27 protein-coding genes are annotated in these 23,798 nt (G+C 31.5%); 8 read left to right on the top strand and 19 right to left on the bottom strand.

What is annotated here, in order from left to right; genetic code table 11:
* Positions 1-96: 96 nt before the first annotated feature.
* From ACESR5_RS09735 to ACESR5_RS09720, 4 genes are all read right to left on the bottom strand, one after another.
* Positions 97-1,533, bottom strand: coding sequence for a 6-phospho-beta-glucosidase (locus ACESR5_RS09735; protein WP_289527961.1), 1,437 nt, complete (start codon positions 1,531-1,533; stop codon positions 97-99).
* 215 nt (positions 1,534-1,748) lie between these two features.
* Positions 1,749-2,342, bottom strand: coding sequence for a PTS sugar transporter subunit IIB (locus tag ACESR5_RS09730; protein WP_373155347.1), 594 nt, complete (start codon positions 2,340-2,342; stop codon positions 1,749-1,751).
* Between the two features lie 16 nt (positions 2,343-2,358).
* The gene (locus ACESR5_RS09725) at positions 2,359-3,465 is read right to left on the bottom strand and encodes an aldo/keto reductase (RefSeq protein ID WP_373155345.1); all 1,107 of its coding nucleotides are present in this window, start codon (positions 3,463-3,465) and stop codon (positions 2,359-2,361) included.
* Positions 3,466-3,467: 2 nt separating this feature from the next.
* A complete protein-coding gene (locus tag ACESR5_RS09720) occupies positions 3,468-4,634 on the bottom strand; it encodes an iron-containing alcohol dehydrogenase (protein ID WP_373155343.1) in 1,167 nt (388 codons plus the stop codon).
* 199 nt (positions 4,635-4,833) lie between these two features.
* Between ACESR5_RS09720 and ACESR5_RS09715 the strand changes: the two genes are divergently transcribed.
* Positions 4,834-5,718, top strand: a complete 885-nt coding sequence (locus ACESR5_RS09715) for a MurR/RpiR family transcriptional regulator (RefSeq protein ID WP_373155341.1) — start codon at positions 4,834-4,836, stop codon at positions 5,716-5,718.
* A 22-nt stretch (positions 5,719-5,740) separates the two neighbouring features.
* On the opposite strand, the gene ACESR5_RS09710 is transcribed toward ACESR5_RS09715, so the two are convergent.
* From ACESR5_RS09710 to ACESR5_RS09665, 10 genes are all read right to left on the bottom strand, one after another.
* Positions 5,741-6,466 carry an SDR family oxidoreductase gene (locus ACESR5_RS09710; RefSeq protein ID WP_373155339.1) on the bottom strand — a complete coding sequence of 242 codons (726 nt, stop codon included), beginning with the start codon at positions 6,464-6,466 and terminating at the stop codon, positions 5,741-5,743.
* 9 nt (positions 6,467-6,475) lie between these two features.
* Positions 6,476-7,624 carry an MFS transporter gene (locus ACESR5_RS09705; RefSeq protein ID WP_373155337.1) on the bottom strand — a complete coding sequence of 383 codons (1,149 nt, stop codon included), beginning with the start codon at positions 7,622-7,624 and terminating at the stop codon, positions 6,476-6,478.
* A gap of 17 nt (positions 7,625-7,641) precedes the next feature.
* Entirely contained in the window at positions 7,642-8,457 is an 816-nt protein-coding gene (locus ACESR5_RS09700; protein WP_373155335.1) for an aldo/keto reductase, read from the bottom strand.
* Entirely contained in the window at positions 8,454-9,083 is a 630-nt protein-coding gene (locus ACESR5_RS09695; protein ID WP_373155333.1) for a class I SAM-dependent methyltransferase, read from the bottom strand. Before ACESR5_RS09695 ends, ACESR5_RS09700 begins: the two co-directional genes overlap by 4 nt.
* The gene (locus ACESR5_RS09690) at positions 9,083-10,474 is read right to left on the bottom strand and encodes an MATE family efflux transporter (RefSeq protein WP_373155331.1); all 1,392 of its coding nucleotides are present in this window, start codon (positions 10,472-10,474) and stop codon (positions 9,083-9,085) included. Before ACESR5_RS09690 ends, ACESR5_RS09695 begins: the two co-directional genes overlap by 1 nt.
* Positions 10,475-10,720: 246 nt before the next feature.
* The gene (locus tag ACESR5_RS09685; RefSeq protein ID WP_373155329.1) at positions 10,721-10,960 is read right to left on the bottom strand and encodes a SemiSWEET transporter; all 240 of its coding nucleotides are present in this window, start codon (positions 10,958-10,960) and stop codon (positions 10,721-10,723) included.
* On the bottom strand, positions 10,957-11,853 hold the full coding sequence (locus ACESR5_RS09680) for a DUF362 domain-containing protein (RefSeq protein WP_373155327.1): 897 nt from the start codon (positions 11,851-11,853) through the stop codon (positions 10,957-10,959). The genes ACESR5_RS09685 and ACESR5_RS09680 overlap by 4 nt, the downstream gene beginning before the upstream one ends.
* A 14-nt stretch (positions 11,854-11,867) precedes the next feature.
* The gene (locus ACESR5_RS09675) at positions 11,868-12,278 is read right to left on the bottom strand and encodes a DUF1893 domain-containing protein (RefSeq protein ID WP_373155325.1); all 411 of its coding nucleotides are present in this window, start codon (positions 12,276-12,278) and stop codon (positions 11,868-11,870) included.
* Entirely contained in the window at positions 12,247-12,801 is a 555-nt protein-coding gene (locus tag ACESR5_RS09670) for an ECF transporter S component (protein WP_373155323.1), read from the bottom strand. Before ACESR5_RS09670 ends, ACESR5_RS09675 begins: the two co-directional genes overlap by 32 nt.
* A 12-nt stretch (positions 12,802-12,813) precedes the next feature.
* Positions 12,814-14,004, bottom strand: a complete 1,191-nt coding sequence (locus ACESR5_RS09665; RefSeq protein WP_373155321.1) for an MFS transporter — start codon at positions 14,002-14,004, stop codon at positions 12,814-12,816.
* 250 nt (positions 14,005-14,254) lie between these two features.
* Here ACESR5_RS09665 and ACESR5_RS09660 point away from each other — a divergent pair, with 250 nt between their 5' ends.
* On the top strand, positions 14,255-15,085 hold the full coding sequence (locus tag ACESR5_RS09660) for a histidinol-phosphatase HisJ family protein (RefSeq protein WP_373155319.1): 831 nt from the start codon (positions 14,255-14,257) through the stop codon (positions 15,083-15,085).
* 31 nt (positions 15,086-15,116) lie between these two features.
* On the opposite strand, the gene ACESR5_RS09655 is transcribed toward ACESR5_RS09660, so the two are convergent.
* Complete coding sequence (locus ACESR5_RS09655; protein ID WP_373155317.1) at positions 15,117-15,731, bottom strand: hypothetical protein; 615 nt, start codon at positions 15,729-15,731, stop codon at positions 15,117-15,119.
* A gap of 199 nt (positions 15,732-15,930) precedes the next feature.
* Here ACESR5_RS09655 and ACESR5_RS09650 point away from each other — a divergent pair, with 199 nt between their 5' ends.
* Entirely contained in the window at positions 15,931-16,260 is a 330-nt protein-coding gene (locus ACESR5_RS09650; protein ID WP_373155315.1) for a winged helix-turn-helix transcriptional regulator, read from the top strand.
* Positions 16,261-16,315: 55 nt separating this feature from the next.
* Here ACESR5_RS09650 and ACESR5_RS09645 read toward each other — a convergent pair whose 3' ends face one another.
* Entirely contained in the window at positions 16,316-16,810 is a 495-nt protein-coding gene (locus ACESR5_RS09645) for a TetR/AcrR family transcriptional regulator (RefSeq protein ID WP_373155313.1), read from the bottom strand.
* 136 nt (positions 16,811-16,946) lie between these two features.
* Here ACESR5_RS09645 and ACESR5_RS09640 point away from each other — a divergent pair, with 136 nt between their 5' ends.
* Genes ACESR5_RS09640 through ACESR5_RS09630 form a run of 3 tightly spaced genes read left to right on the top strand, consistent with a single transcriptional unit; the run spans position 16,947 to position 18,987 of the window.
* Positions 16,947-17,081 carry a hypothetical protein gene (locus ACESR5_RS09640; RefSeq protein WP_255374748.1) on the top strand — a complete coding sequence of 45 codons (135 nt, stop codon included), beginning with the start codon at positions 16,947-16,949 and terminating at the stop codon, positions 17,079-17,081.
* A 23-nt stretch (positions 17,082-17,104) separates the two neighbouring features.
* A complete protein-coding gene (locus tag ACESR5_RS09635) occupies positions 17,105-18,073 on the top strand; it encodes an alpha/beta hydrolase (RefSeq protein ID WP_373155311.1) in 969 nt (322 codons plus the stop codon).
* A complete protein-coding gene (locus tag ACESR5_RS09630; protein ID WP_373155309.1) occupies positions 18,070-18,987 on the top strand; it encodes a serine aminopeptidase domain-containing protein in 918 nt (305 codons plus the stop codon). The genes ACESR5_RS09635 and ACESR5_RS09630 overlap by 4 nt, the downstream gene beginning before the upstream one ends.
* Positions 18,988-19,318: 331 nt before the next feature.
* Here ACESR5_RS09630 and ACESR5_RS09625 read toward each other — a convergent pair whose 3' ends face one another.
* Both ACESR5_RS09625 and ACESR5_RS09620 read right to left on the bottom strand, forming a co-directional pair.
* The gene (locus ACESR5_RS09625; protein WP_373155307.1) at positions 19,319-19,489 is read right to left on the bottom strand and encodes a LysR family transcriptional regulator; all 171 of its coding nucleotides are present in this window, start codon (positions 19,487-19,489) and stop codon (positions 19,319-19,321) included.
* Between the two features lie 80 nt (positions 19,490-19,569).
* Complete coding sequence (locus ACESR5_RS09620; protein WP_373155305.1) at positions 19,570-20,475, bottom strand: LysR family transcriptional regulator; 906 nt, start codon at positions 20,473-20,475, stop codon at positions 19,570-19,572.
* A gap of 109 nt (positions 20,476-20,584) precedes the next feature.
* Between ACESR5_RS09620 and ACESR5_RS09615 the strand changes: the two genes are divergently transcribed.
* Positions 20,585-21,595, top strand: a complete 1,011-nt coding sequence (locus ACESR5_RS09615; protein ID WP_373155303.1) for an aldo/keto reductase — start codon at positions 20,585-20,587, stop codon at positions 21,593-21,595.
* Positions 21,596-21,741: 146 nt separating this feature from the next.
* Here ACESR5_RS09615 and ACESR5_RS09610 read toward each other — a convergent pair whose 3' ends face one another.
* Positions 21,742-22,677 (bottom strand): AEC family transporter, encoded by a 936-nt coding sequence (locus ACESR5_RS09610; protein WP_373155301.1) that lies wholly within the window; start codon positions 22,675-22,677, stop codon positions 21,742-21,744.
* Between the two features lie 129 nt (positions 22,678-22,806).
* On the opposite strand from ACESR5_RS09610, the gene ACESR5_RS09605 reads away from it, so the two are divergent.
* Positions 22,807-23,691 (top strand): LysR family transcriptional regulator, encoded by an 885-nt coding sequence (locus ACESR5_RS09605; RefSeq protein WP_373155299.1) that lies wholly within the window; start codon positions 22,807-22,809, stop codon positions 23,689-23,691.
* The last annotated feature ends 107 nt before the right edge of the window (positions 23,692-23,798 follow it).

The following is a 23,798-nucleotide window of genomic DNA, read 5'->3' as shown; positions in this document are numbered from 1 at the left end:
TTCTCAATAATAAATATTTTCAAGTCTATGATTTTTTACAAAAAAAGCTCCAAGAAAATCTTGGAACCTCTTTTTAATATTGTATTCTCTTTTTGATTAATCTAAATCTTCACCATTAGAAGCAATGACTTTCTTATACCAATCATAAGAATCTTTTTTACTTCTTTCTAATGTTCCATGTCCTTCATTATCTCTATCTACATAAATAAATCCATAACGTTTTTTCATTTCTCCTGTTGTAAATGAAACACAGTCAATACATCCCCATGGTGTATATCCCATCAAATCTACGCCATCTTCTTCTACTGCTTTCTTCATTTCTTCAATATGTGCTCTTAAATAAGCAATACGATATGGATCATGGCATGAACCATCTGCTTCTTTAACATCTATTGCGCCAAATCCATTTTCTACAATGAATAATGGTTTTTCATATCTTTCATAGAAAATATTCAAGGCATATCTTAATCCTTCTGGATCAATAGCCCATCCCCAGTCAGAAACTTTGACATATGGATTTTCTACACTGTATTCACTAGAACCATCTGTTGCCTTAGAAACATCTTTATGCGCTGTTGAATCTACAGTGTTTGTCATATAATAACTGAATCCAATATAATCCACTGTTCCCTCTGCTAAGATTTTTTTATCTTCTTCTGTAATATTAATATCAAATCCTTTTCTTTCAAACATCTTTAAAGCATAAGCTGGATAATGTCCACGACATTGTACATCACAGAAGAACCAGCGATCATGCATCATTTGAACTGATAACACCATATCTGCAGGACGACATGAATATGGATAAATTGGTACCATGGCTATCATATTTCCAATTTGAAAATCAGGATTAATTTCTTTTCCAGCTTTAACCGCTAGAGCACTGGCAACTAGGGTATGATGAGCGCATTTATACATGGCTTCCTCTGGATTATCATAATCTCCAAAATGAACTCCACTGTTTGTCCATCCGAAGATATCATTCTTATAATTCATCTGATTGTTGATCTCATTGAAAGTCATCCAATATTTGACTTTATCTTTATATCTTTCAAAGCAGACCTTTGCGAATTTCACAAAGAAATCAATTGTCTTTCTGTTCATGAATCCACCATATTCTTTGGCTAAATGATATGGCATTTCAAAGTGAGATAAAGTAATAACGGGTTCAATACCATATTTTAATAATTCATCAAAAACATCATCATAAAACTGTAATCCTTCTTCATTAGGTTCTTCTTCATCACCTAATGGAAAGATACGTGTCCAAGCAATAGATGTTCTAAAACATTTAAAGCCCATATCAGCAAACATGGCAATATCTTCTTTATAATGATGATAGAAATCAATCCCAACATGATTAGGATAGTATTTTCCTTCAATCACACCATCCGTAATTTCTCTAGGCACACCATGTGCTCCTGCCGTCATGACATCTGCCACACTCAAACCTTTTGATGTTTCTAAAACACCACCTTCAAATTGATGGGCAGCTAAAGCTCCACCCCATAAAAAATCTTTACTTAATACCATCTTCTTTCTCCCTTCCTCATATAAAATATAAGCTTATAATTTTATTATAAGTATATTTTTATTGATATCAATATCTTTTAGCTTTATTAAATCATTGAAACTGTTTATGCAATATCATTTATTATACAAATATACATGACTCTTTTAATTTTACAAAGAAAGAAAACTCTGTTATTGAGAGTTTACAATAACAGAATTTATCTTTCAAAAATATTTTATGCAAAAATAGTCTCTAAAGTATGATTGACATTGCCTGTCGCAAAATCCATAGCTTCAATCTGCATAATCTTCTTTCCAAATTTCTTATTTAAAGAAGGATACATATAGGCAACCTGTGGTGCAAGTAAAATCACATCATAATCTTTTTCTACATGTTCAAGTTCTAAAACAGAATAGGCATCAATTTGAACATGAATATTCTGATTTTCAAAAGTTTCCTGCATCAAAGAAGCAAAATAGGAACTTGTGAAACCGGATGAACAACTGATTAATATTTTGATTGGTGCTAAATGCAAAATGGACTGATGACGGAAATCATTTCCACGCCCTTGTAAAAATTGCAAAAAAGATAAAATATGGTTTCTACTTGTTAACATGTCTTTAACTTCAAAATGAAGATAGAAAACATTTTGATTTGTTTGTTTATCTTCAATAGATAGTTCTACTGTATGAAGCTGTTGGTAAAAAACAACGTGAGCATGATAATTTTCATTACAGAAACAAATCATTTTCTTTTCATCACATATATGTGCATTTTGTAAGTTACCAAGCCATTTATAAAAATAATGAAATAAACGTTCTTTATTCATCAACTTCATCTCCTTTTTATTGATCAAATACTGCTGATACCTCTTTTAATAAAGATATAATTTCTAAATGCTGTGGGCAGACACTTTCACATTGTCCACATTCAATACATGCGTTTGCTGGCTTGTAATCTCCTGTGCTATGATCTTTATAATAAGTCTGATAGCGTCTATTTTCACCATACATTTTGGCACTGTTGTAAGCTGTAAATAAATCCGGTATTTGAATATGCATTGGACAGCCTGATGTACAGTAACGACATTTTGTACATGGAATGGTTGGATATGATAAAACCTGATCTGTAACTTGCTTGATCAATTTGGCTTCTTCGTCATTGATTTTTTCAAAAAGAGTCATCGTATCCAAATTATCATTCATCTGTTGTGCATTGGACATACCTGATAAAATTGTCATAACACCATCTAAGGATGCAACATAACGCAAAGCCCATGATGCTATAGATTTTTCAGGAGCGTAGTCCTTATATATTTTTTCAATATCCTCAGAAAAGCTTGCCAGTGTTCCACCTTTTACAGGTTCCATCACAACAATGGGTTTATGATGTTTTCTAGCTACTTCATAATTTCTTCTTGATTGAATGACTCCATTTTCCCAATCTAAATAGTTAAGTTGTAACTGTACAAAATCTATTTCAGGATGCTCTGTTAAAACTTTGTCTAAAAAATCAGCATCATCATGAAATGAGAATCCTATATATTTGATTTTTCCCTGACTTTTCATCTTTTGAATAAAATCAAAACATTGATATTTTTCATATGTTGGATAATGACTTTTTTCAACACTATGCAATAAATAGAAATCAAAATAATCAACACCAGTTGTCTTTAATGATTCCTGAAAAATTCTTTCAACATCTTCCTGACTCTTTAACTTCCAGGCTGGTAGCTTATCCGCTAGAGTATAAGCATCTCTAGGATATTTTTCTACTAAAGTTTGACGAATAGCGTCTTCGCTTCCAGCATACACATATGCCGTATCAAAATAGTTAAATCCTCGTTCCATATAAGAATCAACCATTCTTTGTACTTCTTGTAATTCTATATTTCCTTGTTCATCTTTTGGTAATCTCATTAAACCAAAACCCAATTTTGAATCTGATAACATATTTAACCTCCTATTGATAATTGAATAATTGTTTTGATATCTTCTTTTGTCATGACATTCTTTGAAGCAAAACGCTCAATGTTATCACTCATTTCACTAATTTCACATGTCTGTAATCCTAAATCTAAAATAGTATTGGCAACACCTAATTCCAACAATGTCTCCTGAAAAGCTTTCACCCCTTCATAGGCGATTTCATCACAAGATTTGTTTTCAGGACTTATATTCATGACATTGATGGCAAATGATTTTAAGATTGTTATATACTCTTTATAACAAGTTAATAAATATTTAGGCCAAGTAATGGCAATACCTTGACTATAAGTTAATCCAAATTTTTCTTCAATTATGCCTCCCAAAGCGCCACCAAGCCATAACGATTGTTTTCCTCTTGCTATAAGACGGCTGGTCGTCAAAGCACTAGCCCACATCAATTGAGCTCTGGCATCTTCATCATGAAGATTGTTTTTTAAACGTTTTAAAGATGAAAGAACAGTTTTGAGAATACTTTCTGCAAGTCCATCCTGAATAGGTGTATCTAAAGTCTGACAGACATACTGCTCCATCGCCTGTACAAGAATCGTTACACCATGATAAAGTGTCAATGAATAGGGAATATCATAGGTTAGCTCTGGATCTAGAATAGAAAAACGTGGATATGATTTCATAAATGATCCAATGCTGCCATGAACACCTGTATCAATATTATCAATCTCACTATTCCCATCCATTTCACTACCACTGCCTGGTATTGTGACAATGGATGCTATTGGCAAGCAATTCAAATCTTCATAACTGATTTTTCCAGTCAGAACATTCCAAATATCCAAATCATTTGCTGCCCCTAAAGCAATAGCTTTGGCAACATCTATACATGTTCCTCCACCAATCCCAATAACCATATCTAACTGATAATCTTTAACCAATTGAATTCCTTCATAAACACGATCTAATGAAGGAATCGTTACATAAGATAACTCCTGATAATCAATAAGATGGCTTTGAAGTTGCTGGGTAATACAATTATATGTTCCACTATTTTTCAGACTTTCGCCACCATACACCAACAATACACGTGTCCCTACATTTAAAATTTCATCTGATAGTTTTTCAATACTTCCTTTTCCAAAAATAATTTTTGTTGGATTTTGATAAGTAAAATCAATCATTTTCATCACTTCTTTCTTTTTTAAGCACTTTTATCATATTAATTTTGAGTTCATCAAACAATAGAATTTCTTTAAAATAAAACCCCATTTACAAATAAATGATTTTTGATATCTAATTCTGTAAATTCATTTTGAATATGGGTGTGATTCTAGAGACTCTCAAATAATTATGTTATGATAAGAAAGAGAGGTGATGAACATGTTAATAAGAGAAAGACTGGAAAGATGTGAATTTTCTAATAGTGAAAGAGTTATTATTGATTATATCTTAAAGGAAAAAATGAATATCAAAGATATGACAACGAAAGATATTGCTAATGCAACTTACACATCTCCATCGACGTTGATAAGAATTGCTCATAAAATGAAATTTAAGGGATGGAATGAATTAAAGGAAGCCTATCTTAAGGAAGAAGCTTATCTTGAAACACATTTTCTAGATGTTGATGCTAATTTTCCTTTTACTAATGATGATACGATTATGTCTATTGCTTCAAAGTTAGCTATCTTAAAAAAAGAAGCTATTGATGATACTTTATCACTTGTGACTCATGATGACTTACAAAAAGCAGTTCAAACGATTCGTAAAGCTTCCTCCATTTATGTTTTCGCTGTCAGCAATAATGGTCTTATAACTCAAGAATTTGCTCATAATATGTCGAGAATTCAAAAAAAGGTGACTATCTGCAATTTACAGGGAGAATTTGTTTATAGCGCCATGAATGCTGATTCTCATTCCTGCGCCATTATTGTTTCTTATTCCGGTGAGACACCTATTCTTTCTAGAGTCATTCAAGCTTTAAAGGTTAATCGCATCCCTATCATTGCTATTACCAATATTGGCGAAAACACTGTCTCTAAAAATGCTGATGTTGTTTTAAGAATTTGTACAAGAGAAAAGCTTTATTCAAAGATTGCAACTTTTTCTACAGATATTTCTTTTGAATATATTTTAGACCTTTTGTATTCATGTATCTTTGCCTTAAATTATGATAAAAATGTTGAACGAAAAACCAAGATTTCTTCAATGATTGAAAAAGGTCGTTTTTCAACCATTGATATTATGAAAGAAGAAGAGTTTTAAAAAGATATAGCAGCACTAAGAGCTATATCTTTTTTTCTTCCTGATATTCCCATCCATATTCTCCATGATAAATCATCTGCTTTGTCATACCACCATCAATACAGATATTCTCACCAGTTATAAATCCTGCTTTATCGCTACATAAAAACAAAACCATATGCGCAATATCTTCGACTTTCCCAATACGTTTGACTGGATGCTGTAAAACATCTGCTTCATTATAGAGAGTCTGATCTGATTCTGTTTGAATCCATCCCGGTGAAATCGAATTGACTCTAGCCTTTCCTGCCAAAGAAATAGCCAAACTATGTGTTAAAGCGCTTATTCCTCCTTTTGCTGCACTGTAACTCTCACTTTGAGGCTGACTCATACGATCTCTTGATGAAGAAATATGAATGACACAGGCACCTTCACCAAAATTATCCTGAAACAGTTTTGTCAGATAGAAAGGTGCACTTACGCCTACTGACATAGCATATTGGAATTCTTCGTAAGTACATTCATCAATCCCTTTAAACAATGGCTTCGCATTATGAATAAGATAATCTACGTGTCCATAGTCATGAATAACCTTATGATAAAACTTTTCTAAAACTTCTTTGTTTCCAATATCACCCTGAAAATAATCATTTTCCTCAATATCAATAACACAAACATGAGCTCCTTCTTTTTGAAACATTTCTGATATACACTTTCCAATACCTTTAGATCCACCTGTCACTACGACAACTTTATTTTGAAATTCCATATAAACCTCCTAATCAAATAAATGCTGATCATTCCCACTTGGAATACGGTAAAGAAGACAAATGATCATGCCAACAATAGATAATAAAGCTAAAATCAAATAAAATATATCATATGAATAAAAATCTATCAAATAACCAGCTATCCATTGAAAAACAATGGATCCTAAATTTCGACAGGTTTGAACTAAAGCTAAAGCACTCATTTGATGTTTGATATCGACAATTGTAGATACAATTTTTAAATTTAACATAATAAATAACATTGTTGATACAGCTTTGGTACATATAGAAACAATAACAACAATCAATGGTTGATGAATACAGCTATATGTTAGAAACTGAATGATCAACAAGATAAAAATACCAACTAATAATTGTTTATTTGTGAGTCTATTCATATATTGGTGAGAAAAGAAAATAACAGGCAATTCAGATAATGTTAAGATAAAGATAACTGTTGAGGTTGTATTCATTGATAAGCCCATATTTTGAAACATTGCAGGTAAATAAGTGGTATTCGTATTTGTGATAGCATAAAACAGACAGACAATGACTAAATAGATAATAAAGTTTTTTTGTAAAAGGCCTGAAGATTTTTCTTTCTTTTGCATTTTGATCTGTTTGACATTTTGTGTTCCATAAATCCCTATAACACAGAAAATAAGGCCAATTGTAAAAAAAGCATACATGGCTTCTGGAGAAACATAATCATAAATAACACCTGAGACTTTAGATGCGACAGCATAACCTATTGTTCCCCAGATTCTAATCTTTCCATAGGAAAAACGTGATAATGTTGCCATATTTTCAATAACGGGATTAGCTGCATTAAATAATCCTAAAGCAAGACTATAAATCATAGCAATCAAATAAATATTTTGTGCATAAATAAAACAAACACCTAATATAGCTGCTATCAATAAAATCAGCATATTCAATGTCTTTTGATGATAATGATCATTTAGATAACCTATGATAGGTTGAATAACCATAGATAGGATAAATGACCATGAAACAACCATTGAGACTTGTGAAGCATGATAGCCTTTATCCATCAAATAGACAGAAATATATCCAGAAAAAACAGCTAATGAGAAGAAATAAAAGAAATACATGAGTAAATAACTCAGATAACTATTTTTATAACGAATAAACACTTTGATACCTCCTGAATTTAAAAATCAAAATGATCTGGATCTGGTCCTGTTCTTTGATTTTGATTAAGTGCATTCATTAAATTTATTTCTTCATCAGTTAATTCAAAATCAAATAAATCAATATTTTCTTCAATACGTTCTTTATGAACAGACTTAGGTAAAACAACAATATGTCTTTGAAGTAACCATCTTAAAATAATTTGAGCTGTAGATTTATGATATTTGTTTGCAATCATTTCAATAACAGGAATATGAAGACAAGCACCACTTCCTAATGGTGACCAGGCCTCTAAGACAATTTTATTGTCCTGACAGAATTGGATTGTTTCTTCATCCTGCATTTGAGGATTGATTTCAATTTGGTTGACAGCTGGAATCTTATGAACTTGAGATAATAAATTTTGTAAATGAGATTTTCTAAAATTAGAAACACCTATACTTTTCACAAGTCCTTCTTTCTTCAGTTTCTCCATTTCTAAATAAGCCTCTACATAGCCTTGGGCTGGCCAATGAATCAAATATAAATCAACATAATCCAACTGTAGTCTTTTTAAGCTTTCCTTAAGCGCATCTTGAGTACGATGTTGACGGATATCTTCATTCCATAATTTAGTCGTGATAAAGATGTCTTCTCTTGGTATTCCACTTTCTTTAACTGCTTCTCCAACAGCTTCTTCATTTCCATAACAGGATGCAGTATCAATATGACGATATCCAGCTTTTAAAGCATCTAAAACAGCTTGTTTTGTGTCTTTTCCACTTTGCCATACCCCTAAAGCAACAACTGGCATTTTTTGACAACAACATAATTTTACTTTTGTATCCTTGTTCATTTTTCTCTCTCCTTTGTATTCACAACTTTTATTTGATATAGATATTTAGGATGTTGATAAAATGGTTCATCCCTCATCATCTTGGTATGTTTATATTCCATATAACCTAATATAGAAAAATACTTTTGCAAATCTTCTTCAACAAAATATCTTTGTCCATAACTTCCAAAATCATAATATCTAGATTCTATTTCTAAACCATAACCATGATAATCTTGACTTGATGATACCCTTGCGAGTAAATAGCCTTGTGGTTTGATAATTCTTCTTAATTCATGCATGATCTGTTTCATTTCTTCGTCTTTTAAATAATGTAAAGAGATATCTGCGATAACAGTTGAGAACTGATTATTTTGAAATGGTAACAATTGACGCATATCTACATGTAAAGTCTGACTTTCTGCAATAAAATCTTTAACATTCTGTAATGCTTCCAATGCATAATCAACTGATAAAACCTGATACCCTCTTTCTATAAGATAAAGTGTATTCGCCCCATTGCCACATCCTAAGTCTAGAATCATATCCTCTTGATTCATGATTTCTAAATATTCATCTAACCATTGATCATAAACTGGTTTCCCTCGACGACTTTTCGACCAACTATTCCACATTGATAATGCCATTATATCCAGCTCCTTAAATGTTCATGGAGAACATGTTGATTTTGTGTAGAGACAGGTAACTTTTTCTTAATGAAAACTTTATGAAAGTAAATAAAGTTGGTTATTGTTGTTATAAAATCCGATAATGGTTCAGCTAATACAACTGCAAAAACCTGATTTTCAATGAATAATGGCAATAAGAAGATAAGAGGAATCAATAAAAGAATTTTGCGATAGAAAGCAAAGAAAAATGATATTTTGCCTTCTCCTAGTGAATTATAGGATTGTTGACATGTAGAATTGATTCCCATGATACATCCACCTAAGATATAAACTCTTAGCATCCAGCTACTTAGTTCTATCAGTTGCGTATCATTTGTAAAAATACTGACAAATACATTTGGGAACAATTCCATAAAGAACACTGCAACAAGACTATATAAACATGTGACTTTCATGGCTAAAGATATTGTTTCCTGACATCTTTCATATTGTTTAGCACCATAGTTATAAGATATAATCGGTTGACTTCCTGCTGCAACACCTTCAATAGGAAGTAATATAAACTGAAACATTGATGTCATAATCGTCATAGCACTTACGGCTAATGCGCCACCAAAGGATAATAACTGCTGATTAAAACTGATTGTTAATAAACCTTCAGAAGCAGACATAAAGAATGGTGAAGATCCTAATGTGAGAATCTTTTTTAATGACTGCCACTCCATTTGAAAACCTTTTAACTGAATACGTATAATTGTTTTTTGACTCTTAAAGAAACCTAATACACATAAACAACTGACACCCTGTGAAATAACAGTCGCGATAGCTGCTCCTTTCACACCTAAATCGAAAGTATAAATAAAGATAGGGTCAAGGATAATATTGAGAACAGCACCCAATAAAACAGTAAACATACTGAATTTTGTATATCCTTGAGCATTAACAAAATAATTTAAGCCAACAGTCAACTGAATAAAAATTGTTCCTAAAGCATAAATGGAAACATAATCTCTACCATACTGCAATGTTTCCTGATTTGCACCAAAGAGATAAAGTAAAGGATCTTGAAATATCAAGACACTCAAAGTGATGAAAAGTGAAGTCACAATCAAACAGATAAAACTTGTTGTTAAAATCTGTTGGGCTTCTTTTTGATCTCCTTTCCCTAAAGCAATGGAGCTTAAAGGGGCACCTCCTCTTCCAAGCAAACCATTAAAGGCAGTAATAATCGTTGTCAGAGGGACACATAAGCCAATGGCTGCCATAGCTAATGCACCATCTGGCAATCTTCCAATATACATACGATCTACCATGTTATAAATCAATGTGACAATCTGTCCACAAATGGATGGAACAGCTAATGTCAATAATAACTTTGAAATCTTTTGACTCCTTAATTTTTCTTCCATGTTTTTCACCTCAGGGATATTATTTCATAATCGAAAAAACAAAAAAATAAATGTAAATGACTTTCAAATATCATTTACATTTTTTTATTTTTAACTGCTATGAATTCAAAATAGAATTTACATTCTTATATAAAACGATTATATATGCTCAGATTGATACCATATTCTTTCTACTCGTATACTTTTCATAAAGCACAGTTTTATAAATTCATATACAATTTAATCATATAAGAGACTCTTTTGCTTCTATTTATATTTAATCTTATATATCAAAATAATAGAAGCAAAAATGAATGTAATCGCATTGGCGCCAACGAGATTATAATCTTGAATATTCCATCCGTGAATAATCCATAAAAAGACACCAATGACAAACATTGTATACATTCCTAAAGAAATACCAGATGTATCTTTTGTTTTAATAACCTGATAAGCCTGTGGTAAAAATGATAGTGTTGTAAGGAATGCAGCAATTGTACCTATCATTGATATTCCTCCTCATTTATTTCAATCAGTTCATATTCACGTGTTCCAACTCCTAAATCAGCTGCTACTTCAATAGTATGAACTCCATGTAATGATTCAATTCTTTGTATCAAGGCTTCTTTTCCTGGATCTTCTGATTGATAAACCAGATCCAGACATGCCTGATCCACTGCAACAGGATCAAGACTTGCAAGAATACCGATATCTTTCATGCATGGTGGCGCTGCATGTCCATCACAGTCGCAATCTACTGATATGTTCTTCATGACATTCAAATAAACAGCATTGCCTTTAAAGTAATCCACAACACTTGAGGCTGCATCTGCCATTGCTTCGAGAAAACGATCCTGCTCTGGTAGATTATCAAATAAAACATACTGATCATCTGTCACTCCTGCTGTATGGATTAATGTCTTTCCTGCTGAAGAGGCACAACCAATAGAAAGTTGTTTCAATGCTCCTCCATATCCACCCATAGCATGCCCTTTAAAGTGTGATAAGACCATCAATGAATCATATTTAGCCAAATCTTTTCCAACATAATTTTTCTTTAAGATTTTTCCATTGGGAATATCCAGTTCCATATCAGGTCCTGTTTCATCCAACAAATCAAATGGAAAATACTTTGTCCATTCATGTTCTTCAATAAGCTTCTTATGTTTTTCTGTTGTATTTCTAGCTCCTGCATAGGCAGTATTGCATTCTACAACAGTCCCATTGACATGTTTGATAATATCCTGAACAAATTCAGGTCTTAAATAGTTCTGATTGCCTTTTTCACCAGAATGCATTTTCACTGCAACTTTGCCTTCTAGTTTTTTTCCTAAAACTTCATAGGCTTTGATTAAATTTTCTGGTGTAATATCTTTAATAAAATAAACTTTTGCTTTCATTATTTTCCTTCCTTTCATATTTTGACTTGTTTCTTTAAACATTGAAAGACTTCTTGGGGATCATGAAGATCATTTACAATCCTTTCCATAGGACACATTCCATCATGTGTTCTATTGATAATATAAGGTACTGTTTCTTCATAGCCATATTCAATATCATACAGATCAAATATCTCTTTGGCTTTCTCACTCATCACATAGGCATATACATATTGGACCTTTGATAATGCTAACAACATGGCAGTAGCTTTGCCTATCACTCTATCGACCACTATCCCATCTTCAAAAAAGTTCTGATTCTCTTTCATTGGATTCAGTATCGCTCCTATCCCATGAAGATGTGATTCATAGATTTCTCCTTTGACTTTCGCAACTAGCGAAGCATCATCTTCCTTAAGCTTTTCTTTCAACTGCTGCAAATTCATCAAAATAGCCTCCTTTGATAATGGCCATGACAACAGTAGGTACAAATATCAGCTGAATGATAATACCTGGTATTCCTGTTGTCGTTGCTACAATGACTGCTGGCAATCCTCCTAAAGGAATGTTGAACAGATATGTCGCAATTGAAATCACGATACCATAAACAACTCTTCCTGCCAGCATGGAAATAACTAAAGCTGACAGAGCTCCCCATTTCTTTTGAGCGAAATGGAACTGATGAAACATAAGTCCACTGACTGTTCCGTAAGTTGCCAATTCACACATCATAAATAAGACACGGTCTGCACTAGGCATACCTGTCACAACAAAACTTGTTAGTGGTGCAAAGATTCCTAAAAACAATCCATAAATAGGACCCAATAATAAACCACCAATAAAAACAGGGATATGCATAGGCAAAAAGACAGAACCTGCCTGCTGCATACCAATCATATGGAAAGCCTGTGGTAATAATAAAGATAAAGCCAGGCACATAGCTCCAAAGGTTAATTTCTTTGTTTTCAATTTTCTCATCTCCTAACTAAATAATGTCTTATCATTTCCTCGATCAATCTTAAAGAAAATAACTAATAACAAACTGATCACCATACACATCAAACAAATCATATAAAGATAAGAATATGAGCTCATATCCAGTATGTATCCAGCTGCATTTTGAAAGATAATGGAAACTAGATTTTTTAATGTCGCAACAATAGCTAAAGCGGTCATTTGATGTTTTTCATCAATTAATGTGTTCACAACTTTAAGATTAATCATTATAAATAACATCCCAGCAGGATGCTTGACTAAAAAAGTGACGATAACAGTCATCCACATAGGCATGTCCAATCCATATACAGCACATTGAGCACAGACCATTGTCGTCGCAATCATTAATAATGTTTTATTAGATAAACGATCCATAAAATGACTAGACAATAATACAAGTGGTGCTTCACAAAAAACAGCAATAGATAAGACTGTCGATGTTATTCCTACATCTAACCCTTTATCTGTTAACATGGATGGAATAAATGTATTGGACATATAAGTCACACCATAAAACAGACCACAAATCATTAAATAATATAAGAACTTTTTATTTTTTAATATTTCGCTTGTTTTGGCTGTATTGTCACGCTGTGATTGTTTTTGCATATGTGGCTGAGTTCCTAATAAACCCAGAATACATAAAAACATAGTGAAAACAAAAACAATAAAAATAGATTGTGGTGAAATACGTTCGTATAGAATTCCAGCTAATTGTGAACCTAAAGCATAACCAATTGTTCCCCAAATTCTTATTTTTCCATATTGATAAGGGGACGCTGTCGCAATTTTTTCCATGATGGGATTGACACCATTAATGCTCATCAAGACAACACTGTAACTGATCATAATCATGATAAGATAACGTGATAACATAAAAACAAGACCGCCCACAATCGCAATGAGAAATAAAACAGTATTCACTTTTTTGAGATTATACTGATCATTCCATTTGCCAATGATGGGTTGTGTGATTAAAGATATTAAAAATGACGCAGACACAACCAATGAAACCTCACTGGCTTTAAATCCCATGCCCATCAAATAAACTGAAATCAAAGCACTGAATAATGCCCATGATAAATAATAAAAATTATACATGAAAAAGTAACTTAAATAACTATTCTGATAACGTTGCCAAAGGCTTACACTTTTATAATTTCTGATACTTTCCATAACTTTTCTCCTTTCTGCTTTTTTAATTTAACAAAAAGGATTTCATGATAAAAGACTTGAAGGGAAGCTTCAAAACCTGTTCTAAAAAATAAAATGTATAGGCTTATATTTTGTAAATAAGATTTACAAAATATACTCTTAAAATAAAGAAATGATCTTGTTTTATTGAAAAATATTTGTCAGGATGATGTTTTTAGCTTTCTATTTTATGTTTTTTTGATAAACTAGAAATAAAGATAGGAGGAATATTATGCTTTGTGATTATCATGTACATACCAACTATAGTGATGATAGTGAATATCTCATGGAAGATGTTGTGAAAGATGGAATTAATAAAGGATTATCAGAAATCTGTTTTACTGATCATGTGGATTATGGAATCAAATATGACTGGGATGATCCAAGAGCTTGCCAAACAAGAGATGGCATGTCTTTTGCGAATGTTAACTATCCAGAATATGAAAAAGAAATTCTTGATTTAAAAGACAAATATAAAGATCAAATCACATTAAAAATGGGACTGGAATTTGGTATTCAGACACATACAATTGAAAAATATCAAAAACTATTTCATGAATATCCTTTTGATTTTATTATTCTTTCTATTCATCAGGTAGAAGATCAAGAATTTTGGACACAGGATTTTCAAAAAGGCAAAACACAGCTTGAATATAATATGCGCTATTATCAGGAAATGCTTGAAGTTGTAAAAACATATAAAGATTATAGTGTTTTAGGACACATGGATTTGATTACGCGTTATGATTTAAATGGTGTTATTGATTTTGCTTATATTCAAGATATTGTCAAAGATATTTTAGAGATTGTTATCAAAGATGGTAAAGGCATTGAAATCAATACTTCATATCATCGTTATGGCTTAAAAGATATGACACCATCTCGAGATATTTTAAAGCTTTATAAAGAACTGGGTGGTCAAATCATTACAATTGGTAGTGATTCACACCAACCAGATCATCTCGGTGCTTATATTGAAGAAGCCAAAGAAGAACTTAAAAAATTAGGATTTCAACATTATTGTACTTTTGATAAGATGCAACCTATATTTCATGAACTTTAAAAGCTAACCCCAGGGTTAGCTTTTCAAATAACTATTTGATATCAATTTTTAAATCTTTAAAGAAAGCTTCTGTTCCAATATCCACAAAAAATCCAACTGAACCTTCTAAATCTTTTCCATGTTTCATATCCTCAACAACAAGAATCAGCTTATCATTGATATAAAAGGAAGCATGTTCATCTGCAATAACTGCTTTTAATTGAATCCATTCATTCAAATCAATATCAACAGGTGCTTCATATTGTGTAATCTGATGATTTCTAAAATATTCAAAAGTATATTTTGGATATGAAAAATACTGACATCCATGCGTTTTTCTCATAGGATCTTGACATTGTTTACCATTTGTTGGTCTTACATAAAATGATTCAAATTGCTTGTCATCATCTGTAATACGATAAGCAATACCTATAAATCCTCTTGCGAAATCTGGTGCATCAGGCAATAGACGACTTAACATTTTCACTTCGATTGTTCCATTGTGAAATGAAAAATCTTTTAATTTCGCATAAGTATTTTCATCAAATTCCATGATTTTTTCAGCTTTGACAACTCTTATTACTTTTTCACCATCAAGTTCTACATTTTCAATATTTGTATGAACAGGTATAAAAAACTCTTTATTTAAATCTATTTGCTTTTCCATTGTTCTTCTCCTCTATCATAATATACTACAAAATTGATAAATTTGTAAGTAGGCACTTTTTTGTGCCATAGTTACCAAAAAGTAGGAATTATAAAAAATTGATTTTATGAATTGCATCATGATTGATACATATCATATAATTCATATATACATAACTTTTGGCATATATCATAAAAATTGACTATAAGGAGTGTTTGAAATGATCAAAAAAGAAAATTTACCTGAATGTCCTGTTGCGACAACTGTTCAACTTATAGGAAGTAAGTGGAAACTTCTCATTTTAAGAGATTTGATGACTGAAAAAAAACGTTATAATGAACTAAGGAGATCATTAGATGGTATTTCTCAAAAAGTTTTAACTGCTACACTTAAATCCATGGTAGAAGATGGTATTGTCATCAGAACGGCTTATCCTGAAGTACCACCAAGAGTTGAATATAGTTTAAGTGAAATAGGTGAATCGCTTCGTCCTATTATTGATATTATGGGACAATGGGGAACATATTATAAAGAAACTTTGCAAGATTAAAAGGAAAGTTCAAATGTTGAAAATAACATAAGAACTTTCCTTTTATATATGAGATTTATCTGTTTTTTTGTACTTCCATAAAAACATAAATATCATCCGGACTTTCTTGCATGCCTCGTGCAATCCACTCTTTAATCCAGCCATAAATACCATAAGTCATATAAGCGACTGCATAGGCTTCTGGATTAGATAATTGATTATCTTGAATCATTAATTTTTTTAAAGTATTTCTAAATAAATAAAATAAATCTTTTTGATAAAGTAAAATATAAAAATCTTTATAAGCCACCAAATGTTCAAATAAAGTTTTCATAATCAATTCAAAAGGCATTTGATCTTGCAGCTTCCATTCTTTGATAATTTTGTCAAGATATTGTTTTAAAATATCTTCTTTATCTTTATAGTTACGATAAAAAGAAACTCTCCCAACTTGAGCTTTTTCAGTAATTTCACTAATCTTTATATCCTTTAAATTTTTTGTATTTAAAAGTTCTAATAATGCTTTTGTCATTGCCACTTTGACATATTGATTTCTTTCATCATTATACATGATGTAACACAATCCTCCTTTTCGTATCATTTTTTTAAATAACTTGAATAAGCCAACCAACCATGATACACTTGTTTCATCAGAATTTTAACAAAATAAAAACGATCTTGTCAAGATAGAAACGAAAGGAGAACATATGACTTTAACAAAAACACGTATAATGATTCTTTTGATTATTGCTATTATGGCTTTTGTATTAGGAAGATTAGCATTGAGAACTATTTTAAACTTACTTTTAGGTGGTACATTATTTGGAGGAAACTTTTTATGAGTTTAAAAAAGGGAGGACGCAAAATGTTTATATTTATATGCATAATGACATTTGTCGTTTGTTTTTTACTAGGAATAGGTTCAAAAGTTGTGTTAAAACCTTCATGGGCCAAAAATTATGAAGTGAAAATGACACCAGAAGTTGGAACATTGTATACTGATTTATCTTATAGCGAAAAAGAATCAAACCGATTTGATATGTATTTACCTCATGATCAGACAAAAAAACATTATGGATTGGTTGTTTATCTCCATGCTGGAGGGTTTACCTCTGGAGACAAATCAGGAGATAAAGATGTATTATCATGGCTTTGTTCCAAAGGATATGTGGCAGCAGGGATCAATTATACTCTTTTTAATGAAGACAATCCTGATGCCAATGTCTATACACAATCTCTAGAAATCAAAGACGCTATTCCTCATATCATTGAACAAGCCAAACAATATGGTTATTCCATTGATCAAATGGCAATTGCCGGGGGATCAGCAGGACATACTCTTGCGATGATTTATGCTTATCGTGATGCCAAAACATCCCCTGTTCCCATTCAATTGCTCTTTGGTGCTGTAGGTCCATCAAGCTTTTACAAAGAAGATTGGAATATATATGGATTTGATCAAAATACAGATGAAGCCAGACAAGGTGCAGCCGAATTATTCAGTGTCATGTCTGGGACACAAATCACATCTGAAATGATTCAAGATCAGACATATCTTGAAAAAGTCAAACCTATTTCAGCTCTCATGTGGATTAACGAAGAAACCGTACCAAGTGTTGTTGCTTATGGAAAATATGATAAAGTACAACCTTTTAAAGGTTCACAACGTTTATTAAAAGCCTATCAAGATCATCATGTTGATTATCAATACTTTGTAGCTGAACATTCCGGACATGGCTTACAAAATGACAATAAAATCTATTATCAATATATGCAAACAGTAGAAGCTTATTTAGATAAATATATACCTGTAGAGGAGTCAGTAAATAAATGATTAAAAATATGATAAAAATAATAGCTATAATTCTTTTGATTTTAATATTACTTGTTGGTTGTTTACTTTTATTAATGTCTACAATTCCATCTGTTCCAACCAATTATACAAAGACTATTAAAACAGGTGGCTCAATAGAAGCTCAATATCTTCAATTAGGCCCAAATGATATCTCATATCAAAAAGAAAAAGGAACAGAACTCACAAAGTATTTCCATATCTATTATCCACAAGAATTAAAAAAGACACAAAAACCATATCCTGTTGTCGTTATATTAAACGGAACTGGTGTTTTACCTAAAAAATATCCTGCTTTGTTTCAGCATTTGGCTTCATGGGGATTTATTGTCATTGGCAATGATGATCCAAGCACAGGATTTGGTTTATCAGCTGATGAAACAATTGACTACTTAATAAAAATTAATGAAGATCAAAATCATATTCTCCACCATCATATTGATTTGAAACACATTGGTCTAACGGGTCATTCTCAAGGTGGTGCTGGTGTATTGACTGCTATATCTCATACAAAACATCAACAGATTTATAAAACAGCTATTGCTTTATCACCCACTCATGAAAAAATGGCTCATGATTTGGGATGGTTCTATGATCTCACTCAAATTTCTATTCCCCTATTCATGATTGCAGGAACAGAAGGTGATTTTGAAACCAAAGCTGTTATTCCTTTAGAGGCCATGCAACAAATGTATGATAAAATTCCTTCACCAAAAGTGATGATGCGAAGAAAAGAGGCTGATCACGGAGAGATGTTATATTCAGCAGATGGATATGTTACAGCATGGTTAATGTGGCAATTACAAGATGACATTTATGCAAGCCAAGCTTTTCTAGGTAACAATGCTGAAATATATCATAATGATTTATATCAAGATGTTCACTATGATGAGTAACTTATCAATAAAAAAATATAATGCCTTTCTCTTAATAAGTTTTCACTATAAATGCCTGCTACAAAATCAATTTTTTGTCCAAAATGTCCCATAATTTCTCTGGCATTTTCAAGGCTATTTTCAAAAGAAACCAGTTCAAATTTTAATTGTGGCTGTATCTTTGAAATCTCTGACCATAAGTGAAATAAATAATCTACTGGTGTTGTAAAAGAAGTTCCAATTCTTAAAACATGTTGTTGATCCTGGGCTTTTTCTAGTGCCCTTATAACTGCATCCTTTGAATACTGAATAATATATTTTGCATCTCGATATAAAGATTGACCAGCGGGTGTTAATGATAGCCCTTATATGTGCGATGAAATAATGGAGTTCCAATACGTCCTTCTAAAGAATTGATTTGTTTCATAACAGCATTTGTCGATATATACAATTGTTCAGATGCTTTGGAGAAACTTCCCGCATCAGCAACCTTAATAAAAGTATCTAATTGATGGTTATACATGTTTGATCCTCCTTTCATGATATATGTACTTGAATCTAATTCACACCGATCTTCAAACATCCTATATCAATCAATACGTTTTATAGAGAATGTTTTGTTTCTTCTAATATTTTTTGAAATCCTTCAATAAAATTGACTATCTTTTGTGATGGATACAAAGGATACATTAATCCATAAGGAACATAATATTTTGTATTTAAAGGGATATTCACAAGTAAGGGATGAATATTTTTCCATAAATCAACTGATAACATCAAACCATTCATTTGATCACATAAGTTAAATGTATCAATATCATAGGCAGGAACATTGATAATTTCAATATCTGGATATTCATTTTCTATTTCATTACGTAATTCATCAATATAATCTGTATCGCCTCTTTCCACAATCATGACTTTATATCCATTCAAATCCTCTAAGTTTAAACTTTCTTTGATTGCTAGAGGATGATTAATAGATGCACTTATACATAAAGGATAATTTCTTATATGTAAAATATGAGCTCGCTGTTTAAAATGAGAAGAAGGATAAATGCCAAAAAAGCAATCTATATCATCTCCTAAATGATCTAATAAATTTTCAAAATGTTCCCTTTGATCACTAAATGATACAATGTTCATATTAAAATCCTGATATTGAGATTTCAATGTCTTGATAGCTTGAATATAAGGCGTAAAATGGCGTAAAGGTGATGTTCCAATGACAATATCTTCAACTCGATGCTTTTTCAATTCTTTCGCCTGTTTCAACACTTCATCAGAAAATTGCATTAGATATTGGGCTTTTTCATAAATATACTTTCCTTCTTCTGTTAAAGTTAATCCACGATGACTTCTATCAAATAAAACAATATCCAAATCATCTTCTAAATGATTAATTTGTTTAATCACAGCATTAGGTGAAATATAAAGCTTTTCAGCAGCTTTAGAAAAACTCCCACAATTGGCTACAATAATAAAAATAGGCAGATATTTATTATACATATTCATTCTCCTCTTTGAACTAAAAGGTTAATACTATTATAACATATTTGTCCTTCTATGAATCAATAATCTCATATATAATTTGATTGAAAATAAAGGAGGAATACAAATGAATAAAAGATTAATTGGTCAATTAGAAGTATCACCTATTGGTATGGGATGTATGGGATTCTCTCATGGTTATGGGCAAATTCCAGATCGAGTATACAGTATTGAGGCAATTAGAAAGGCTTATAAATTTGGTTGTACATTCTTTGATACTGCTGAAACCTATGGTCGTGACTTATATTGGGAAGGTCATAATGAGGACATTCTTGGTGAAGCTGTAGAACCATTTAGAAATGAAGTTGTATTAGCTACAAAACTTCATATTCATGATGAAGAAGTTTCTGAAAATATGAATCTTTATGATTTAATTAAGGGTCATTTATTAAAATCATTAAAAAGATTAAGAACTGATTATGTAGATTTATATTATTTACATCGTATTACTGAATTAGTTCCTGTTGAAGATGTTGCTTCTGTGATGGGAAAACTCATTGATGAAGGATTGATAAAAGGATGGGGATTATCACAGGTTGATGTGGATACCTTAGATAAAGCACATAAGATTACACCCGTAACAGCTGTACAGAATCTTTATAATATTTTAGAAAGAGACTGCGAAGACAAAATCTTTCCTTATTGCTTAGAAAACAATATAGGTGTTGTGCCTTTTTCTCCCATTGCATCAGGATTTTTAAGTGGTAAGATCACAACACAAACAGAGTTTGAAAAAACAGATGATGTCAGAAACTTTGTTCCTCAGTTATCAAAAGAAAACATTGCTGGCAATCAACCTATATTAGATATATTAAATAAATTTGCAGATGCAAAGAAAGCGACACCAGCACAGATTTCTCTAGCATGGATGTTAAAGAAATATCCAAATGTTGTGCCCATTCCAGGTTCTAAAAATCAAGAAAGAATCATTGAAAACTTAAGTGCATGGAATGTGGAATTAACTGATGAAGAATTTAATGAATTACAGAGAGCATTAGATCAATGTGAAATCCATGGTCATAGGGGTATTGTAGAAACACAGCATAAAACTTTTTCAAATAACTGGAGAAAATCATAATTTAAACAATCTCATTCAAAACCCCTCAGTGGGTTTTTTCTTTATACAAATTTTTTTACTATGTTTTATTTGAACATACAATATCCTTTTTTCATGTTGATTTACCTTTCAACAAAAAAAGAGTCAAATCAGACTCTTCTTAATACTTAATATATAAATACAACTATCACGCTATAAACAATAAGTGTAATCACCATATATAGTGAGATAAAAGCAGATTGAAAATCAGCATCCTCTTCTGATTGATTAAGTGGTGATATTAACATTGGTACCGCAAAACCAGTTGGACTCATAAAATAAATCAATACTGCTATCATATATATTTTATCTGCCATCATGTGAGGGAATAAGATAAAGAACCCAGCAATGATTCCTGCAAATAATACAAATCGAACGATAAGCAATTTCATAAGATATGGCAATGTTTCTTTTTTTATTTTTAAATTGTACCCTATAATCAATAAGATCATTCCCACAATTGGTGCAGTTGCCTGTGTCATTGTATTTGTATAAATCTCAATAAATGGTGTATGACTAAGATACGTGTAAAACCCAGTTAAGTTCAAAATCAAAGCTAAACAGACTGCTATAACAAACGAATTTGTAAATATAGTTTTGCATAATTCTTTTACGCTTGTATGACTAGCAGTTGTTTTCGCAACCATAACAGGCATCACAATAAAAGCTATAAAACTTCCAGCAATATCAAAAATAACTGTATTACTGGCATAGCTCAATCCTACAATAGATGTATATAATGGTAAAGCCACATTACCACCTTCTGTTGTTGTTAATAGATATGGTGAAATATGAGCAAATTTTTTGCCAGTCAATCCACTTAATAATTTTCCAATAACCATAGTCAATATAAAAGCAATAAAAACATAAAGAATAATCCATATCACTGATGATTCTATTTTTGCAGTTAATAAAATATTAAAAATCATAATAGGAAACAGAATATTAAAAACTATATGATTTGCGCCATCTTTCTGTTCAGGCGTAATCCATTTTTTCATTCGAGCCAAAGCTCCCAATCCAATCATAAAAAATACGGGAAATAATGTTGATAATGCAGCCATTTCTTCTCTCCTTTCTATTTACCAACATTATATAAATCATTTTTTCATATATCAAATACTTATATTTTATATCTTCCTATACTTGTTAAGCATAGGAAGACAAGATATAATAATAACAGGTGATCAATGATGGAAATAAGAGTCTTACAATATTTTTTAACAATCGCACGAGAAGAAAGTATTTCTAAAGCAGCAGAAGTCCTCCATATTACACAACCAACACTTTCAAGACAAATGAAAGAATTGGAAGATGAATTTCAAAAACAATTATTTATTCGCGGTAATCGAAAAATCACATTAACCAAAGATGGGATTTTATTAAAACAATATGCTCAAGAAATTATCAATCTGACACAAAAAGCTGAACGTGAATTATCAAAAGAACAAGATGATCTTTCAGGTGATATTTATATTGGTGGAGGCGAGAGTGCTTCTATGCGTTTGGTTATGAGAGTGATTGCCTCTATGCAAAAAATATATCCTCAAGTGCATTTTCACATCTTCAGCGGTAATGCGCAAGATGTCGCTGATAAATTGGATAGTGGCTTATTAGATTTTGGTATCTTTTTTGACCCAGTTAACCTTTCTCAATATGATTATTTTACTTTACCAGGCAAAGAAACTATGGGCGTTCTCATGAAAAAAGACGATCCCCTCGCCAAATACGAAGCGATTACACCACAATTATTAAAAGATAAACCTATTATCTTATCAGATCAAAATATAGTCAAAAATGAGTTGGCAGGATGGATTGGTGGTAATGAAAGAAAATTGAATATTAAAGTGACTTATAATCTTATCAACAATTCTGCTTTGCTTGTTGAAGAAGATGGAGGATATGCCTTAACTTTTGATAATATTATTCATCTTGATGAAAAGAGCACTCTCTGTTTTAGACCTCTCTTACCACGACTTGAAGATGGTATTCACATAGCCTGGAAAAAATATCATGTTTTTTCCAAACAAGCAGAAACATTTCTAGAATTATTAAAAAAAGAAGTCAATCATCTTTAAAATCATCTCAATATATTTTATTCACGATTTCATTTTTTCAATATTTCTATTTCCTTTTCATCATATCAAACTGATACTTTTCATTATTTATTTTATGATAAAAGAGT

It is taken from the genome of Clostridium sp. AUH-JLR23, assembly GCF_964238065.1.
Taxonomy (GTDB): domain Bacteria; phylum Bacillota_I; class Bacilli_A; order Erysipelotrichales; family Coprobacillaceae; genus Allocoprobacillus; species Allocoprobacillus merdigallinarum.
The sequence above is the reverse complement of the archived record's forward strand: the minus strand, read 5'-3'. Positions and strand labels throughout refer to the sequence as shown.